Genomic DNA, 18,282 nt, shown 5'->3' on the forward strand with positions numbered 1-18,282 from the left:
CGAGGATGATCCGCTCGCCGTTCGTGATCGTCACCGGCGTGATCGTGGGCTGGTTCATCGTCGCGTTCCTGATCTGGCCCAATGCGAATCTGCTGGTGCAGACCTTCGTCCCGGACGGCGAGCCCACCCTGCGGGCGGTCGAGAAGCTCGCCTCGTCGGAACGGGCCATGACGTCCCTCAGCAACTCGTTCCTGCTGGCGTTCGTCCTCTCGGTCACCGTGAACGTCGTCGGCATCTTCGTCGTGCTGGTCACGCGGTACTACGACATCAGGGGCGGCAGGATCCTGTGGCTGGGATACGCCACCACCCTGATCTACGGCGGTATCGTGCTGGCCGCCGGGTACAAGTTCGTCTATGGCGCCGACGGGATCATCACCGGGTTCCTGCTGCGACTGTTCCCCGAGATGGACGCCGACTGGTTCAGCGGCTTCTTCGCCGTCGTCGTCGTGATGACCCTGGCCACCACGACGAACCACCTGCTGTTCGTCTCCAGCGCCCTGTCCAAGGTGGACCATCAGACCATCGAGGCGGCACGGAGCATGGGTGCTTCGGAGTGGACGATCCTGCGCCGAGTGGTCCTGCCGATGCTGAAGCCGGTGCTCTTCGCCGTCACGATCCTCACGTTCCTGGGCGGGCTCGGGGCGCTGTCGGCCCCGCAGGTGCTCGGCGGGCGCGACTTCCAGACCATCACCCCGATGATCCTGACGTTCGCCGCGACTCCCAGCTCGCGGGACATCGCCGCGCTCCTCGCGCTGGTGCTCGGCATCGCCACGGTGCTCCTCCTGATCGTTCTGACCCGGATCGAGAAGGGCGGCACCTATTTCTCGATCGCCAAGGTCTCCTCGCAGTTGGTCAAGCAGAAGATCCGCAATCCGGTGCTGAACGTCGCGGTGCACGTGGTCGCCTACGCACTGTTCGCGGCCTATCTGCTGCCCGTCATCCTCATCGTCCTGTACTCCTTCCAGGACTCCCGCGCGATCGAGTCCGGGCAGTTCCGCTTCTCGACCATGTCCCTGGACAACTATGTGCGCGTGCTCGGGGAGTCCGCGAGCCTGCGGCCCTTCGTCATCAGCATCGTCTACGCGGGCCTCGCCTCCCTGATCAGCGTGCTCGGGCTGCTGTTCGTCGCCCGCATCATCGCGAAGCACCGCAACGCGATCACGCTCGCCGCCGAATACCTGCTCCACATCCCGTGGATCCTGCCGACCACCTTGATCGCGCTGGGCCTGATCATCAGCTACGACCATCCGAGCCCTCTGGTGGGTGGCCGCGTACTCACCGGGACCACCGTGATCCTGCTGATCGCCTACGTGATCGGCAAGATCCCCTTCACCCTGCGCCTGCTGAAGGCTGCCTTCTCGGGGATCAATGACAACCTCGAGGAAGCCGCCTCGCTGATGGGCGCGAGGACACTGTACGTCTTCCGCAGGATCCTGCTGCCCGCGGTGCTGCCGACGGTTCTGGCGATCGGGGCGCTGAACTTCAACAGCCTGCTGGACGACTACGACACCTCCGTATTTCTCGCGCACCCGCTGTTCCAACCGCTGGGCCTGGTCATCAAGGCGAGCACCGAGGGTGATGCCAACCTCGATGCGCGCGCGAACACCTTCGTCTATACGGTGCTGCTCATGATCATCACCGGCGCGACGATGTACCTGGTCTACGGGCGGGGTGCCCGGGATCGCAGCGGCCGGCGCGCCCGAGCACGCCGTCAGCGCGATCGCGTCGGGGCCGAGCGATGAGCGCCGCCTTCCGGCACCCGCAGCGGGGCGGCACCGACCGGCTCCTGCACCGGCGCCTCGCCGAGCTGGGGACCCTCGTGGTGGCGCATCGCGGCACGGCCGTCGGCAGCATCGCCGAGAACACCCGCGTGGCGGCGATGGCCGCTCTCGTCTCCGGGGCCGATGTGGTCGAGATCGACGTCTCGACCTCCGCGGACGGAGAATTCTACGCCTTCCACGACGGGACCGAGCAGCGGCTGCTCGGGATCGGCGCGAACCTCACCACGCTCACGGCGCGGCAGATCGACGAGCTGCGATACGTGCACGTGGACCGCCCGGGCCGTCCGGCTGGTGTGGAACGCCTGCTCGACCTCCTGGCCGCGCTGCGTCCCACTGAGCTGGGTGTGGAGGACGAGGCGGCGCCCCTGGTGAACGTGGACCGGTCCTGGGGGTCATGGGCCACGCTCCTCCCCGCCCTGGACGGTCTCGGGATGACCGAGCAGCTGCTGCTGAAGAGCCCGGCCGCTCTGCCCGGACCGCTCGACGTCCTGCGGCGCCACGAGGTGAAGTACCCCTACCTGCCGATCTGCACGGATCTCGCGCAGATCGAGGACCTCGTCGAGGACGATGACCTCGACGTCGTGGGCGTCGAGCTGCTGGCCGATGGCCCGGACCACCAGCTCGCGGACCCCGACCTGTTCGTCGAGCTGCACGCCCGCGGACTGTTCGTGCTGGTCAACGCCGAGGTGCTGACCAACGGGATCCCGCTGTTCGCGGGCTATGACGACGAGGCGGCGCTGCTGCACGGGCCCGGTGCCGGGTGGGGACCGCTGTTCGACCTCGGCGCCGATCTGATCCAGACAGACTGGCCCTGGCTGCTGCGTGCCTATCGTGGGACCCGAGCAGCCCGCGGCACCGCCGGGGCGACAGCCGTCGACCAGGAAGTCCGTTCATGAGCACCTCCGCCTCCGCCCCTCCCGAGCCACGTCCCCCCGGTCGCGTCCGGCTGGAGGACGTCGCCGCCGCCGCCGGGGTCTCCCGCACCTCCGCCTCCCGCGTCATGCTCGGCCAGGGAAAGGTCTCCGACCGGACCCGGCGCCGAGTGCTCGCGGTCGCCGACGAGCTCGGATATGTCACCAACGTCGCCGCGAGCGAGCTCGCCTCCGGAGGCTCGTCCACCGTCGGCCTCCTGCTGCGCGACGCCTCCAACCCTGCCTACGGTCTGCTGTTCAGCGAGCTGCAGAAGGCGGGCCACGCCGCCGGCGTCACGCTGCTGTCGATGACCATCAAGCATGACGACCAGGGCCGGCAGCAGGTGGCCAGCCTGCACCGCCTGATGGGCATGCGCGTGGCCGGTCTGATCGTCGCCACGGGCGGAGTGACCAGCGACCAGCTCGAGCCCTTCCGCGACCGGCTTCCCATCATCCGGGCCGGACGCCCGGAGAGCAGCGGGCGGATCCACGCCGTCTCCTACGACGAGGAGGACGCGGCCCGTCGCCTCGCCGAGCACATTCTGGAACTAGGCCACACGGATGTGGCCGTGCAGACCGCCCGCGCCGAGGACTCCTACCCCGAGTTCGTGCGCAGCACTGTCATGACCCAGCTGCTCGAGAGCCGCGGAGCCACGGTGCACCGGCTCGAGTACCGACGAGGTCACGACGCGATGGACGAGTCCGTGGACCTGGCCCGTCGCGGCCGCGTCAGCGCCGTCATGGTCCCCTCCGACCTGCGGCAGCTGACCCTGATCCGTCGTCTCCACGAGGCGGGCCTGCGGACCCCCGAGGACGTCGCCACCACCGGCTGCGACGGGATCCTTCCCGGGATCGACCTGCTGGGCTTGACCACCATGCGCATCGCCGTCGAGGACGTCGCCGAACGGACCATCGCGAACATCGCCCGGATGATCGGGGCGACCGGCATCGGGGACGATGCGGGGTCGGGCGGATCCGCGGAGGCCGGGCCTGGAGATCCCGCAGGAGGCAGGGTCGTGCACGAGCGGCTGCCCGGACGATTCATCCAGGGGCGCACCGCCGGGCCGCCCCGCACCACCGGAAGGACACCCGCATGAACGCACTGCGCGCCGCCGAATATCCGAGGGCGAACCACACCCTGGTCCACCTCTCGGACACCCATTTCGTGCCCCCGGGCGAGCTGCTGTCCGGGGTCGCCCCGGTCCGTGAGCATCTCGAGGGGCTGCTCGAGGACCTGGTCGCCACCAACCTGCGACCCGAGGCACTGATCTTCACCGGCGACCTCGCCGATCGCGGGGAGGCACCCGCCTATCGGCAGCTGCGCGAGCTGGTCGAGCCGCTCGCCGAGCACCTCGGCGCCAAGCTCATCTGGGTGATGGGCAATCACGACGATCGCGCCACGATGCGCACCGAGCTGCTCGATGCGGAGGCCGACGACGCCCCGTACGACCGGGTGGTCATGCTCGGAGGCCTGCGGATCATCGTGCTCGACTCGACCGTGCCCCGCAGGGCCTACGGCGAGATCCGTCCGGCCCAGTACGCCTGGCTGCGAGAGGTGCTCTCCGAGCCTGCCCCGGAGGGAACGATCCTCGCCCTGCACCATCCCCCGGTCCCGTGCGTCCAGGACCTCGCTATCACCGTCGAGCTGCGCGACCAGGACGCCCTGGCTCAGGTGCTGGCCGGCAGCGATGTGCGCGCGATCATCGGGGGTCACTTCCACTACTCGACCTCCGCGACCTTCGCGGGCATCCCGGTCTCCGTCGCCTCGGCCACCTGCTACACCCAGGACCTGCAGACGCCCGACCGCGGCACGCGGGGCCGGGACGGCGCGCAGGCCTTCAACCTCGTCCATGTGTACAACTCCACGATCATGCACTCCGTGGTGCCCCAGGGCGGCGGCGCGAGTGTGAGCCGCCATGTCGATGGTGCTGCCACCGCCCGCAAGCTCGCCGAGCAGGGCCTGTACATCCCCGACGCCCCGGCGATCGCGAGCTGGACGGGGGCCCGGTGATCCTGGACCCCGGACGCCGCATCGTCTTCCTCGACGTCGACGGCACGATCATCGCCCACGACGGAATCCTCCCCACCTCGACGGTCGACGCGATCCGCTCCGCCCGCGCCGCGGGGCACCGCGTACTGCTGGCCACCGGCCGTTCCCCGAGCGAGCTGGACCCTCGTCTCGCGGAGATCGGGTTCGACGGAGCCGTCCTCGGCGCCGGCGCCTTCGTACACCTCGGCGAGGACTGGGTGGTCCAGCACGCCATGCCCGTCGCGAAGGCGAGACGCATGATCGAGGTCTTCGGACAGCTCGATCTGGACTACGTGCTCCAGGCTCGCGACGGCGTCTATCCCGTCGCCTCGCGTCGGGAGGAGATGCGCAGGATGCTCGGTATCGAGGACCGGCCCGGGCTGGGGCCGGGCGAGGAGCTGGACATCGAGCAGGTCGCGGAGAAGGCCCCGCTCGACGCGATCGCCAAGGCGATCTTCCTCGGCGTGACCCCGGACGCCTTCGAACGGGTCCATCAGGCGCTCACGCCCGAGGGCTTCAGCGTGATCACCGGGACGATCACGCATCTGGGCACCGGTGGGGGAGAGGTCTCACTGGCCGGGGTGAACAAGGGCTCGGCAATCCTGGCCCTGCTCGACCAGCTCGGGCTGGACGTGGCCGATTCGATCGGGATCGGGGACAACAACAACGATCTGGAGATGCTGCGCATCACTGGCGTGGGCATCGCGATGGGTGAGGCGACCCCCGAGGCGCGGGCCGCGGCCGATGAGATCACCGGCACGGTGCACCAGAGTGGGATCGCGCAGGCGTTCGCCCGGCACGGTCTGCTGGATACGCCAGCTCCCGAGGGCAAGGGATCAGCGACTGCGGGCGCCGCGCAGCGGTGAGAGCAGCGCGACCAGCACGGCCACCATGAAGATCACCGCCACGACGGCGAACGTGGGCCGGAATCCGACAACGCCGACCAGCACGCCGCCGCTGGCCGCGCCGAGCAGCGCAGCGGTGCGGTTCGCCGAGCGCATGGTGGCGTTGACACGGCCGAGCATCGAGCGCTCGGTCGCAGACTGACGGAAGGCCATCTCGCTGGGCTCCTCGGCCCCCATCGAGAATCCGTAGATCCCCAGGACGACGATCAGGTAGGTCACCACGCCCCACGACTCCGCGTGGACGGGGGTCAAAGCCATCATCACCCAGGTCAGTGCGCACACGATCCGGGCCACGATGATGACGTCCCCCTCCCCGAGACGCACCGCTGCGCGGGTGGCGCAGAGGGCGCCCATGAGGCCACCGACGCCAACCGCCGTGAGCATCAGCCCATAGACGACGGCGGCCAGCCCCAGACCTCGCAGCACGAAGAGGGCGAGCACCGTCAGGGAGATGCTGTTGGCCAGGAACCAGATGTTCGTCGAGATGGCCAGCGGCGCGAGCGTGCGATGGCGATAGGTGAATCGAAGGCCATCGGCGATCGCGCGCCACAGCCGGGGATGATCGGGGCGGGGCGCAGGTTCGGGACGCCGAACCTTGCCGATCATCACCGCCGAGACGACACGACCTGCAGCGCTGATCAGCAGCGTCATCGGGGCCCCCACGATGCCCACGAGAGCTCCGCCGAGCGCGGGACCGGAGGTCTCCGCGACCGTCAGCGACTGGCCCACCCGGGCATTGGCGAGGACCAGGGCCCTGCGCGGCACCAGATCGGGCAGGTACGACCGCTCGGCGGCGGCGATGAACACTCCGCTGCAGCCGATGGCGAACAGGATGCCCGCCGTCGCACCGATAGTGAGCCCGCCGATCACGAACAGCACGGGTATCGCCGTGAGCATCATGGCCTGGACGAGATGGCCGACGACCAGAACGGGTCGGCGACGCCACCGATCGACATACGCACCGGCCAGCAGACCCAGCAGGAGATAAGGCAGGAACTGAACGGCTCGAACGAGCCCGACCTGCGCCTCCGACGCAGCGAGGATGTCGATCACGAGCACGTCGACCGCGACGGTCGAGACCGCGAGCGCGGTGAAGCCCGACGTGCTCGCCAGCCAGTAGCTGCGGAAGCCCCGTAGGGCGAGGGGCTCTCTCACCGTTCGGCGCCGAGCGGTCTCGTCGTCCCTCATCGCCCCACTATCGCGGGTCGAGTCCACGGAGTCGAGTGAGGGAGAGGGGCCGAGATCCTCCTCAGATGTCCTTGAACGTCTCGATCCGTGCGCCGAGCTTGTTCAGGCGCGCTGCGAGGTCCTCGTAGCCGCGGTTGATGACGTAGACGCTGCGCAGCACCGAGGTGCCCTTGGCGGCGAGCATCGCCAGCAGGATCACCACGGCGGGGCGCAGCGCCGGGGGGCACACGATCTCGGTGCCGCTCCAGCGGGTGGGGCCCTCGATGAGCACCCGGTGGGGATCCATGAGCTGCACCTTCGCGCCGAGCTTGTTGAGCTCGGTGAGGTAGATGGCGCGGTTCTCGTACACCCAGTCGTGCAGCAGCGTCTGCCCGTCGGCCGTCGCGGCGATCACCGCGAAGAAGGGCAGGTTGTCGATGTTCAGCCCCGGGAACGGCATCGGGTGGATCTTGTCGATCGGAGCCTTGAGCTGCGAGGGGTACGTGGTGATGTCCACCAGGCGGGTCTGGTCGTTGCGGGCGAGATACTCCTCGGAGCGGTCATAGCGCAGGCCCATCTCCTCGAGGATCGCCAGCTCGATCTCCATGAACTCGATCGGCACGCGCTGCACGGTGATGCTCGAGTCGGTCACGATGGCGGCGGTGATCAGGCTCATCGCCTCGATCGGGTCCTCGCTCGGGGCGTACTCGACATCGGTGCTGATCGAGCTCTTCCCGCGCACGGTGAGGGTGGTGGTGCCGATGCCGTCGATCTGCACGCCGAGCTTCTCGAGGAAGAAGCAGAGGTCCTGGACCATGTAGTTGGGGCTCGCGTTGCGGATCACGGTCTCGCCCTCGTACATGGCGGCGGCCAGGAGCGCGTTCTCGGTGACGGTGTCGCCGCGCTCGGTGAGCACGATCGGGCGGCGCGGTCCGGTGCCGGCCGTGGCGGTCGCCTGGTAGTGGCCCTCGGTCGCGACGACCTCGAGGCCGAAGGGGCGCAGCGCCGTCATGTGCGGCTCTACGGTGCGGGTGCCGAGGTCGCAGCCGCCGGCGTAGGGGAGCTGGAACTCCTTCTGGCGATGCATCAGCGGGCCCAGGAACATGATGATGCTGCGGGTGCGGCGCGCGGCGTCGGCATCGATCGAGTCGAGGTCGAGCGTGGCGGGCACGCGCAGCTCGAGATCGTTGTCGTCGTTCATCCAGCGGGCCTTGACGCCGATCGAGGTGAGCACCTCGAGCAGACGGTTGACCTCCTCGATGCGTGCGACCTTGCGCAGCACCGTGGTGCCGGTGTTCAGCAGCGAGGCGCACAGCAGCGCGACACCCGCGTTCTTCGAGCTCTTGACCTCGATGGAGCCGCTGAGCGTGGTCTGTCCCTCGACCCGCAGATGGCTCGGTCCGGAGGTCCCCATGCCGACCAGCTCGGAATCCAGCGCGGAGCCGATCCGGGAGATCGTCTCCAGCGTCAGGTTCTGCTGGCCCTTCTCGATGCGGTTCACAGCGCTCTGGCTCGTGCCGAGCTCGGTGGCCAGCTGGGCCTGGGTGCGGCCGGAGTGCTGACGGGCGTCCCGGATCAGGGTGCCGATGCGGGCCAGGTAGTCCTCGTTCTCAGTCATGATCCGACCGTATCTCACAGATGAGATAAGGGGACGGTGGAGAGTGCGGAGTCGGTCACACCCCGGCGAGGGCGGGGAGATGCTCGCCGCCGACGCCGACGCCGACGCCGACGCCGCCCCCGACACCGCCGCCCCCGACACCGCCGCGGCCGGCCCGCGTGGGGTCGTAGGGCGCGATGCACAGGGCCATCCCGGCCTCGGCCGGAGTGCGGTCCGCCTTGCGGTTGTTGCACTCCTTGCACGCGCACACCAGATTCAGCCAGGAGGACTCCCCGCCGCGGGAGCGCGGCAGGATGTGGTCGACCGTGGCGAGCAGGCCTTCGCGCGGAGGGGTCTTGGAGACGCTGCGGCCGCAGTAGGTGCAGGTCCAACAGTCCCGTTCGTGGATGGCCCGGTAGGAGAACCCGATCGAGCGCTGCCCGGCTCCTTCCACCCAGGCGCCGCTGAGCTCCCGGGTGAGCTCGAGCGCGGTGGGGATCAGGCGGTCCTCGATGATCGTGATCTCGACGGGGTTCGCGACCTCGCGGCGGATCATGCCGAAGGCATGGCGCACCGACGTGGTGTGCAGCAGCTCGCCGATCCCGGTGTCGACGTCGTACCCCAGGTTGTAGACCTTCACCATCGCCATCGTCATCACCGCCTCTCCGGAGCCGTCCTTCGCAGTGTGGCTCGTTTCAGATCCGGTCTCCACTGAATTCTGCGCTCTGGGGGCGTCGACATCGTGGCTCTCGCCTGTACGGCCAGGAAACTGTGCGTGTCGTCCGACTGCTGCCGACTGCTGCCGACTGCTGCCGACTGCTGTCGGCTGCTGTCGGCTGCTGCCGAACGGTGCCGACCGAGAATCCGGAGGAAAACCCCAGCCGGCGCCTCGGATCGATGGGAAACTGGTCCAGGCGTCACTGACGCCGGGCGCACCGTCGGGCGGCGGGGTGAGGTCGACGGTGAGGACACCCGATGGGATTGGAACAGTTCGAGCTCGTCGCTGTCCTGGCCGTGGTGATCATCGTGGCCGCGTCCTACTTCTCCAGCCGTTTCGGCGTCGCGACCCCGATCATCCTGGTGATCGTGGGCCTCGCCGTCAGCGTCATCCCGGGCATGCCGGCCGTCGCCCCGGAGCCCGAGCTGATCCTCGCTGCAGTGCTGCCACCGCTGCTGTACTCCGCAGCGGTCAACATGCCGGTGATGGACTTCCGGCGCGACCTGAAGACGATCGGAGCGCTCTCCGTCGTCCTGGTGCTGGTCTCCGCCTTCGGGATCGGGACCCTGCTGTGGTCGATCTTCCCGAACCTGAGCTTCGCGGCCGCCGTGGCCGTGGGCGCCGTGGTCAGCCCACCGGATGCTGTCGCCGCCACCGCGATCGGCAAGCGACTCGGGCTGCCGCCGCGCCTGCTCACGATCCTCGAGGGCGAGGGGCTGGTCAACGACGCGACCGCCCTGGTGCTGATGCGCACCGCCGTCGCGGCCACGGCCGGTTCCTTCTCCTTCTGGCACGCCGCCGGGGACTTCTTCTATGCGGTCGTGGTGGCCATCGTGATCGGTGCCGCTGTCGGCGTCATCGCGGTGCGCATCCGTTCGAAGATCGATCAGCCGGTGCTCACCACCGCGATCTCCTTCGTGGTCCCGTTCGTCGCGTTCCTGCCCACCGAGCTCGCGGATGCCTCCGGGGTGCTGGCCGTGGTGGCGGCAGGTCTGGTCACCGGCGCCAGCGGTGTGCGCCGACTCAGTGTCGCGGATCGAAATGCCGAGCGCACCAACTGGCTGACCGCCCAGCTGCTGCTCGAGAACGGTGTGTTCCTGCTGATGGGTCTGCAGCTGCGCACCTTGGTCACGGACGTCTCCGAGGGCGGGCTCTCGGTGTGGCACGCCGTCTGGGTGGGCCTCGCGGTCACGGTGCTGCTGGGTCTCATCCGCGTCGGCTTCGTGGTGCCCGTGGTGTTCACCGCCCGCCGCCGTCGACCGGACTACGAGGAGCAGGCTCGCCGCTTCGACGAAGCGCTGGACAGGGTCTCCTCCGACGAGCGATTCCAGCAGCACCCGCGCGGGGCGCGCTTCGAGCGCTGGCTGGAGCGTCGTCGGGCGGACGCGCGGTTCTACGCGGGCAACGGCCTGGGATGGCGCGGAGGGGCGGTGCTCGCGTGGTCCGGGATGCGCGGCGTGGTCACCCTGGCCGCCGCCCAGTCCCTGCCCACCGACTTCCCCTATCGCACCCAGCTGGTGCTGGTCGCGTTCGTGGTGGCGCTCGTGACCCTGGTGGGCCAGGGCGGGACGCTCCCGCTGCTGATCCGGGTGCTCGGCATCCGCGGCACCGACGAGGAGCAGGCCCGGCGCGAGCTCGCCCTGCTGCTCGTCGAGGTCAACGAGGCTGCCGCCGGTCAGGTCCTCGACAACCCCGATCTGCGTCGGCGCGGTGGGGAGAGGTTCGATCCGGCGGTGCTCGAGAAAGCGCGGCAGGTGCAGGCCCGCATCGCCGAGCCGCGGCGTGGAGCGGGCGCAGAGGACCCGGTGAGGGCGCAGTACGCCGAGCTCATGCAGCTCATCCTCGATGCCCAGCAGGACGCCCTCGACGAGGCGCGCTCCACCGGCTCCTACGACTCCAATACGGTCAAGCGCGCCCAGCGGCAGCTGGACCAGGGATCGGTGCGGTTCACGGGTCCCTGAGCCGGGCGGCGCCCCGGGATTGCGTTATCCGTCATGGTGCGCGGCCCTGAGGGTGGCCGGGCGCACCCTGGGGATGCACAATGGCGGCCGTTCCCGGAGCGCTCCTGTCGGCACCGTCGTCGGCTGTTCCCTGCGCTCTCGACCACCCCGAGAGGTACCCATGAAGTTCTTCCAGCGCCTCGGCAGATCGCTGATGCTGCCGGTCGCCGTGCTCCCTGTCGCCGCGATCCTCAGCGGCATCGGCTATTGGATCCAGACCGCGACCGGCAACGAGGAGAACGTCGTCGGCGGCTTCTTCGCGATCGCGGGCAATGCACTCCTGGACCAGCTGCCGCTGCTGTTCGCGATCGGCGTCGCGATCGGCATGGCCAAGAAGCCGGACGGGACCTCGGCGCTCGCGGGCCTGGTCTCCTGGCTCGTGGTCACCACGCTGCTGTCGCCGGAGAGCGTGGCGATCTTCAAGGGGATCGACGAGGGCGAGGTGAACCTCGCGTTCTCCAACATCGAGAACGTGTTCGTGGGAATCCTGTGCGGCCTCATCGGGGCTTACGCGTATGACCACTTCAAGGACGCGGAGCTGCCGGACTTCCTCGCCTTCTTCTCCGGCCGTCGCTCGGTCGCGATCGTCGCCGCCGGGATGTCGCTGGTGCTCTCCCTCGTGCTGTTCTTCGTGTGGCCGCTGGTGTTCACGGGTCTGGTCGCCTTCGGCGAGTTCATCCTGACCCTCGGTCCCGTCGGCGTGGGCATCTACGGCTTCCTGAACCGGCTGCTCATCCCGCTCGGCCTGCACCACGCCCTGAACTCCGTGTTCTGGTTCGACGTCGCCGGGATCAACGACCTCGGGAACTTCCTCCACGCCACCGGCACCTACGGCGTCACCGGCCAGTACATGACCGGCTTCTTCCCCGTGATGATGCTGGGCCTGCCCGGCGCGGCGCTCGCGATGTATGTGACCGCGAAGTCCGCGCGCCGCAAGGTCGCCGCGGGCGTGCTCTTCTCGAGCGCGATCGCCTCGTTCTTCGTGGGCGTCACCGAACCGCTCGAGTTCTCCTTCATGTTCCTCGCCCCCGGCCTGTACGTGGTCCACGCCCTGTTCACCGGCATCTCCATGGGCATCAGCGCGCTGCTGCCGGTGCGGATGGGCTTCGGCTTCTCCGGCGGCTTCATCGACCTGGTGCTGGGATGGGTGAACCCCATGGCGCAGAACCCCTGGGCGATCCCCCTGATGGGCATCTTCTGGTTCGTGGTCTACTTCGTCGTGTTCCGCGCGATCATCCTGAAGTTCGATCTCAAGACCCCCGGCCGCGACGAGGACGACCAGCTCACCGATGACGGCGTCACCCTCTCCGGCGAGAACAAGCACCTCGCCACCGCGACCGCCTTCCTCACCGCGCTCGGCGGTAAGGAGAACATCATCGACCTCGAGAACTGTGCGACCCGGCTGCGCATGGAGGTCGCCGACACCACGGTGATCGACGAGGCGGCGCTCAAGCGTGCCGGAGCCGCGGGCACCATGAAGCCCGGCGGCCAGTCGGTCCAGGTCATCTACGGCACCAGCGTCCAGTTCGTGAAGGACGCGATGGAGTCGATCATCACCGGCAGGTCCGAGCCCGTCGCCGAGGCGGCGGAGGTGGCGGCAGCGGAGGCCGCAGCGACCGGTGCCTCCGGCACGGCAGGTCCTGCGGCCGACGGCGCAGCAGGCACCGCCGTGCGGACGACGCACCTGGTGCGTCTGCGTCAGCCCCTCGCGGGCAGTGTCGTCCCGCTGTCCGAGGTCCCCGATCAGACGTTCGCGCAGGAGGTCATGGGCCCGGGCGTCGCGATCGATCCCACCGATGGTGAGGTCATCGCCCCGGCCGCCGGGACCGTCGGCCACGTCTTCCCCACAGGCCACGCCGTGGCGCTCGTCCTGGACGACGGCACCGAGCTGCTGATTCACGTGGGCCTGGATTCCGTGCAGATGAAGGGGGAGGGCTTCACCACGCTGGTCGAGCCGGGCCAGCGGGTCAGCGCCGGCACCCCGCTGCTGCGCGCGGACCTCTCGGCGATCCGCGTGGCCGGTCACTCCACGCTCACCCCGATCATCGTGATGAACGACAAGGACGCACGGATCGAACTGGTCTGACGGCAGAAGACAGCGGGAGACAGCGGGAGACCGCGTCAATCCCACCGCACGAGACAGCGGCCGCCCGGAGCATTCCGAGCGGCCGCTGCGTCGTCCGTGGCGACGTCAGCGGCCGGCGACCTCGACCGTGGCGGTCGCGGTGCGGCCGTTGACGGTGACGGTGAGCGTCGCGGTGCCTGGGCGCATGCCGGTCAGCTCCCCGGTCGCAGGATTCAGGCGCACGATCCCGCGGCGGTCGGATTCCTCCGCCTGTCCGCTGACGACCTGCACGCCCTCTCCGCCCCACTGAGCCGTGGCAGGCCAGGCGACCGGCACGGTGCGGCCGTCCTGGGTGAAGCTCGCATCCGCCTCGCCCCTGCCGCCCACGGCGAGCTGCTCGGGCGCTTCCACGGAGACCTCGTCGACCCACGGATGGGTCTCGGCCGCGAGCCAGTCGACCCGATCTTGCGGGGCGGGGTCGGCGCCCATCACACCGGAGCCGGGGTCGATCCCGAGCATGGTCCAGCCGGTGAACCCGCCGGTGGAGGGGGTGCCGGCCGGGTCCTTGCCCGAGTTGCCGTTGATCAGCGTGGTCACGCCCTCGACGGCCGCCCCGTGGAAGGCGCCCACATGGCCGTTGATCAGCGCGACGGATTTCCCGGAGGTGCGACGGAAGTCGGCCAGCAGGGCCTCGATCGCTCGGGCCTCGCGCTGATCGGTGAGCTGGCTGGACGCGCTCGGCAGGGGATCGGCCGTCGGATGGTGGAAGAACACCGTGAACCCGCTGAGGTCGTCATCCGCGGCGGCCTCCTGCAGCGAGCTCTCCAGCTCGGCGATCTGATCGATGCCGCCGCCGGCGAGCGTTCCCGCGGAGCTGTTCAGCGTGAGCACCTTGGTCCCGCCGAGGTCCTGCTCGGTGGTGACGGGGCCGAAGGCCTCCTCGAAGTTCTCGATCTCGCCGCCCATCACCTCGTGGTTGCCGGGCACATAGACGTAGGGGATCTCCTCGCCCCACTCCTCCTCGAGGATCCGCCCGGCGAGCTCGAAGTCCTCGGGGGAGGCCTCGTCGACGAAATCACCGTTGATCACCAGCAGGTCGGGTCGGGCTTGCCTGATCTCGCGCAGGGTGCGCCGAGCGCCCTCGACCGCTCCGGACTCCGGATCGGCCGCGATGAACTGGGCATCGCTCATCACCGCGATCTGCTGCGGGCGGTCGGCCACGCTCCCGGTGGACAGCAGAGCGGCGTCATGGACCGGCGCCTGCTCGGGGGAGTCCACGGTCGGCGTGGTGATCGCCCGCAGATCCTTGACCGCGATGTCGCCGTGGTACTGCGCCTCGGGCCGGGTCTCCATCATCCGCACCCGCTGCACGGTCAGCGGCTGGGCGAGCCCCTCGGGCACGGTGAAGCGCACCTGCTCCCAGCCCTCGTGGTCGATGGTCTCGCCGTCGAGGTTGGTCACGGTGCCCTCGGCGTCCGTCACCTGCAGACGGGGCCAGGCGCCGCTGGCGTCCCCGCGCACGTCCATCGTGAACGCCGTCGCGGTCCCGTCGATCTCGACCGGGTCGTTCGCGACGAGGTAGAAGCCGCGGGTCGCGGTGGAGGTGGTGAAGTCGTAGGTCATCTGGATCGCCGGACCGTCCACGGCGTTGATCTCCCCGGTCGCGCGGTCGGCGGCGGTCGTGAACGAGGAGACGTCGGAGAAGTCGAAGACGCTCTGCTGATCCGTGCCCCGGGTGAGCGCGACGGTGGTGCGCAGCTCGCCGACGGCGAGCTCCACGGTGCCGGTCTCCGCCTCCCCGGTGGCCGTGATGGTCCATGAGCCGGTGCCGTCCTCGATAGCCTCGAAGCCGTCGCTGACGGTCACGACCGCGTCGGCGGCCTCGATCCGGGCGCGCTGCCCGTCGGCGTCGACACCGCTGAGGGTGAGCTGCGCGGAGTCCTCGGTGTCCTGGAGGGCCAAGGACCGGGAGTCGGGCTCGAGGCCGACGGGCCGTCCGAGCACCCGCAGCTCCTGCTGGTCCGTGAAGCCGCCAGCGGCGTAGGTGACCGATCCGGTGCCGCGCTCGGTGCCGCGCACGATCGCGCCCTCCTCGTCGGCGGCGACGAGCTCGAGCGGGCCTGCGGCCGTGAAGTCGCCATCGGCCAGGAGCGGCTCGAGGTTCGCGCCGAGGCCGGTCGCGGTGAGGGTGCGCTGCAGGCCGGGGAACACGGCGGGATCATCGAGAGCGGGGGTGGTCTGCACATCGCTCAGCATCTCCTGCGGAGCGTCCGAAGAGAAGACGAGCGCGTTGGGGACCTCGCGCACGGTCCCGTCCGAGGGACTGTTCCAGATGGCCGAGGAGTCGGCGCCAGCGGTGCGCGCGGCGAGCGCGGAGGAGCCGCCGCCGTCGAGGTTGATCGCGTTGTGCGCACCCATGTCCAGCAGGATCTCTCCGGCCTCGGGCAGCGTCATCCCGCGGGACTCGGAGCTGCGGCCGTCGATCACCAGGACGAACAGTTCGCTGCCGTCGCGCGAGACCCCGACAGCGGTGCGTGGGTGCGCGGTGGTCACCAGGGACTCCTCGCCCATCTCGGGCACCTCCCCGTCCTCGAGGATCTGGTGGGAGCCGGCGATCCCCAGGTCGACGTCTTCGTTCGGGCCCACCTCGACGTCGACGCTCTCGCCCACCTCGAGGGCGGCGACCTTCCCCGCGCCCTCGTCGCGTCCCAGCAGCACCTGCTCGCCATCGGCGATATCCGGATCTCCGGCAGTGTCCTGCACGTCGCTGACCTCGGTGACGACGCCGTCGACGATGCTCGCGCGGGCCACCTCCTCGGCCGGGGCCTCCGGGGCGCCGACGGGGCGATCCAGCGTGTACTTGCCCCAGGCGGCGGTGTAGAGCCCGATGCCGTCGGGGGAGAGCTCGGGAGTGTTCACCCCGGCCAGGTCGAGAGCGGTGCCGCCGTCGAGGGTCGCGGTGCCGCTCGCGGACAGCTCCTGCACTGCCGCCTGCCCATCGGCCATGGTCAGCGCCGGCTGCGGTGCGGGCGAGCCCATCATCGTGCCGTCGCCGGAGAGGGAGGTGTAGATCGGGGCGTCGGAGTGGTCGATGTCGAAGAACGTGCCGTTGACCGCGGCGACGGCGCGCTCGCCCTGCTCCCCGGAGGTCATGATCTCCTGCAGCGGAGCACTCCCGGTGATCGATCCGCCGGAGGCCACGTCCCAGGAGAGGGAGGACGTGCCCAGATCGGCGCTCAGCACGCTGCCCTCGTTCCAGCCTCCCTCCTCCAGCCGCGAGAAGTTGGTGAGGTCCAGACCCGGGGCGACCTGGTACGTGCGCGAGTCGCGCAGCACCCCGCCCGCGGCGAGCTGCTCGTCGGTGACCTCTGCTGCTGCCGGTGCCGGTTCGAGCACCTGGAGGGCCAGGGCAGAGGGGAGCACCAGTGCGAGGGAGGTGACCAGGGAGGCCAGACGCGTCGACGGGGCGTGTGCGGGACGGGTGGAGGTACGGGAGGGTGCAGTGGGGAGGGCCATCACGATTCCGGAGGAGGAGGGGAGGAAGAGGGGTCGGGTCCACCCACCGTAGGGACGATCGCGGAGCGATGAGGGAGGAACGGGTGAACTGTCGATGACGATCCGAGGCGTGCTGCGGTGGCCGGAACCCCGTTCGCCCGTCATGCTGGAGGGATGGCGGAGACGATGGACGAGAGGTGGCGGCACGAGCGCGAGCTCGTGCTGTCCGAATACGGCACCTGGCGTCTCACAGCGGACGAGGACGCTCCGGTCGCGGCCGAAGTGGGAACCCTCGAGACCCTGCTGCGCCTGAAGGCGGAGCAGCAGGACAGCCCCGATCCCGGCCGATGGACCGAGGAGCTCGCCACGCAGCTGCTCACCGAGGTGGTGCCGCGCTCCGTGGTCCAGCCCCGTGAGCGCGCGATGGACATGGTGCCGACCCTCGGCCGTTTCTTCACCTACCTCGCCGAGACCGGCCGCTGGGACCAGGAGTCCATGTCCGTCACCGAGGGGCCCGCGATGCTCGATGCGCTCGAGTTCGCGACGCTCGAGGCGGCCGACGATCCCTCCCGCCGGTCGTTCTCCACGAATGTCCTCGGCCACGGATTGGGCCTCGGTGTCGATCTCGAGGACGACGAGCAGCTGGCCGGCTACATGCACTGGTACAACACCCTCCCGGACGACGAGCGGGTGGAGCTCAGCGATACCGGGCGGCTGACGGAGCCGTCGGTGCCCTTCGACCTGGAATCCTCGATGCTGGCCGCACGCGCAGACCATCGCTCGGTCGGTTCCTGGCCATGGTTCCTGCCCGCCCCCGATGAGGGCGACGGCCTCGCACTGGGCGAGCTGCCGCCGGGAGGGGACGAGGAGATCTACGCCGACAACGACTTCGTGCGTCGTGCGGAGGCGATCCTCCGGCTCGTGGCGGAGAAGGGGCCGCGCGTCACCGGGACCGGTGCCCTCGGGCGAGCCGACAGTACCGCGCTGCTCGCGGAGCTGGGTCTGCCCACGGCGGTGCGGACCATGTGGGAACGGCCTGAGCTGGCCGGCCCCTGGATCACGTTGCTGGACGGCGGCTGGCTCGACATCGATGCCGGCCGCGCGCACCGCGAGACCGGGCCGGTGCCGTACATCCCGCAGGAGACCGACGGCGAGCGTTTCGTGGAATTCGGTCATGCGGTGCTCACCGCAGCACTCTTCGGCCGGGACGCCCGCGACAGCGAGGACGGCGGCTTCCGCGGGATGCCCGACACCATCGCGGCCCTGCTGACTGCTTGCGAACCCTCAGGGCTGGTGCTCCACGAGGCGATGTCCGAGGATCCTGATGCACCGCAGGTGCCCGTCGATCCGTCGACCGGCCAATGGGACCGAGAAGAGCTCAGCCGGTTCGTCGCGGTCGAGCGCGATCTCGTCGATCTCGCCGAGATCGGGATCCTCGAGCGGGACGGGCGGCGGTTCACCGGATCCGAGGCAGTGATGGTCGCGCTGGTCGCGCTGATCAAGGACCAGGGCGATCCGCACGATCACGACGACAGCGACGACGATGGCGACGGTGACGGAGGCTGGCCAGACGTCGTCAGCCGCAACCCCGACGCGTAGGACTCCTCGAATCGG

General features: G+C 69.6%; 12 protein-coding genes. 8 read left to right on the forward strand and 4 right to left on the reverse strand.

What is annotated here, in order from left to right:
- The first annotated feature begins 5 nt into the window (after positions 1-5).
- The 5 genes from CIK71_RS12675 to CIK71_RS17775 are packed head-to-tail and all read left to right on the forward strand — an operon-like array spanning position 6 to position 5,587.
- On the forward strand, positions 6-1,742 hold the full coding sequence (locus CIK71_RS12675) for an ABC transporter permease (protein WP_338022877.1): 1,737 nt from the start codon (positions 6-8) through the stop codon (positions 1,740-1,742).
- Entirely contained in the window at positions 1,739-2,677 is a 939-nt protein-coding gene (locus CIK71_RS12680) for a glycerophosphodiester phosphodiesterase family protein (protein WP_096166047.1), read from the forward strand. Before CIK71_RS12675 ends, CIK71_RS12680 begins: the two co-directional genes overlap by 4 nt.
- Entirely contained in the window at positions 2,674-3,789 is a 1,116-nt protein-coding gene (locus CIK71_RS12685; RefSeq protein ID WP_096166048.1) for a LacI family DNA-binding transcriptional regulator, read from the forward strand. The genes CIK71_RS12680 and CIK71_RS12685 overlap by 4 nt, the downstream gene beginning before the upstream one ends.
- On the forward strand, positions 3,786-4,703 hold the full coding sequence (locus CIK71_RS17770) for a phosphodiesterase (RefSeq protein WP_096166049.1): 918 nt from the start codon (positions 3,786-3,788) through the stop codon (positions 4,701-4,703). Before CIK71_RS12685 ends, CIK71_RS17770 begins: the two co-directional genes overlap by 4 nt.
- On the forward strand, positions 4,700-5,587 hold the full coding sequence (locus CIK71_RS17775; protein WP_158541994.1) for an HAD family hydrolase: 888 nt from the start codon (positions 4,700-4,702) through the stop codon (positions 5,585-5,587). The genes CIK71_RS17770 and CIK71_RS17775 overlap by 4 nt, the downstream gene beginning before the upstream one ends.
- On the opposite strand, the gene CIK71_RS12700 is transcribed toward CIK71_RS17775, so the two are convergent.
- From CIK71_RS12700 to CIK71_RS12710, 3 genes are all read right to left on the reverse strand, one after another.
- Positions 5,558-6,814, reverse strand: a complete 1,257-nt coding sequence (locus tag CIK71_RS12700) for an MFS transporter (protein WP_096166051.1) — start codon at positions 6,812-6,814, stop codon at positions 5,558-5,560. The genes CIK71_RS17775 and CIK71_RS12700 overlap by 30 nt on opposite strands.
- Before the next feature lie 61 nt (positions 6,815-6,875).
- On the reverse strand, positions 6,876-8,411 hold the full coding sequence (locus CIK71_RS12705; RefSeq protein WP_158541995.1) for a UDP-N-acetylglucosamine 1-carboxyvinyltransferase: 1,536 nt from the start codon (positions 8,409-8,411) through the stop codon (positions 6,876-6,878).
- Positions 8,412-8,466: 55 nt separating this feature from the next.
- The gene (locus CIK71_RS12710; protein ID WP_241964120.1) at positions 8,467-9,045 is read right to left on the reverse strand and encodes an HNH endonuclease; all 579 of its coding nucleotides are present in this window, start codon (positions 9,043-9,045) and stop codon (positions 8,467-8,469) included.
- 320 nt (positions 9,046-9,365) lie between these two features.
- Here CIK71_RS12710 and CIK71_RS12715 point away from each other — a divergent pair, with 320 nt between their 5' ends.
- Together CIK71_RS12715 and nagE are read left to right on the forward strand one after the other, a co-directional pair.
- Positions 9,366-11,069: a cation:proton antiporter gene (locus tag CIK71_RS12715; RefSeq protein WP_096166053.1), complete on the forward strand. Its 1,704-nt coding sequence runs from the start codon at positions 9,366-9,368 to the stop codon at positions 11,067-11,069.
- 160 nt (positions 11,070-11,229) lie between these two features.
- On the forward strand, positions 11,230-13,194 hold the full coding sequence (nagE, locus tag CIK71_RS12720) for an N-acetylglucosamine-specific PTS transporter subunit IIBC (RefSeq protein WP_096166054.1): 1,965 nt from the start codon (positions 11,230-11,232) through the stop codon (positions 13,192-13,194).
- Positions 13,195-13,299: 105 nt separating this feature from the next.
- Here nagE and CIK71_RS12725 read toward each other — a convergent pair whose 3' ends face one another.
- Positions 13,300-16,689: a phosphodiester glycosidase family protein gene (locus CIK71_RS12725; protein ID WP_096166055.1), complete on the reverse strand. Its 3,390-nt coding sequence runs from the start codon at positions 16,687-16,689 to the stop codon at positions 13,300-13,302.
- Between the two features lie 153 nt (positions 16,690-16,842).
- Between CIK71_RS12725 and CIK71_RS12730 the strand changes: the two genes are divergently transcribed.
- Complete coding sequence (locus CIK71_RS12730; RefSeq protein WP_176485644.1) at positions 16,843-18,267, forward strand: hypothetical protein; 1,425 nt, start codon at positions 16,843-16,845, stop codon at positions 18,265-18,267.
- Positions 18,268-18,282: the final 15 nt, after the last annotated feature.

This window comes from Brachybacterium alimentarium, from assembly GCF_002332425.1.
Lineage (GTDB): Bacteria > Actinomycetota > Actinomycetes > Actinomycetales > Dermabacteraceae > Brachybacterium > Brachybacterium alimentarium.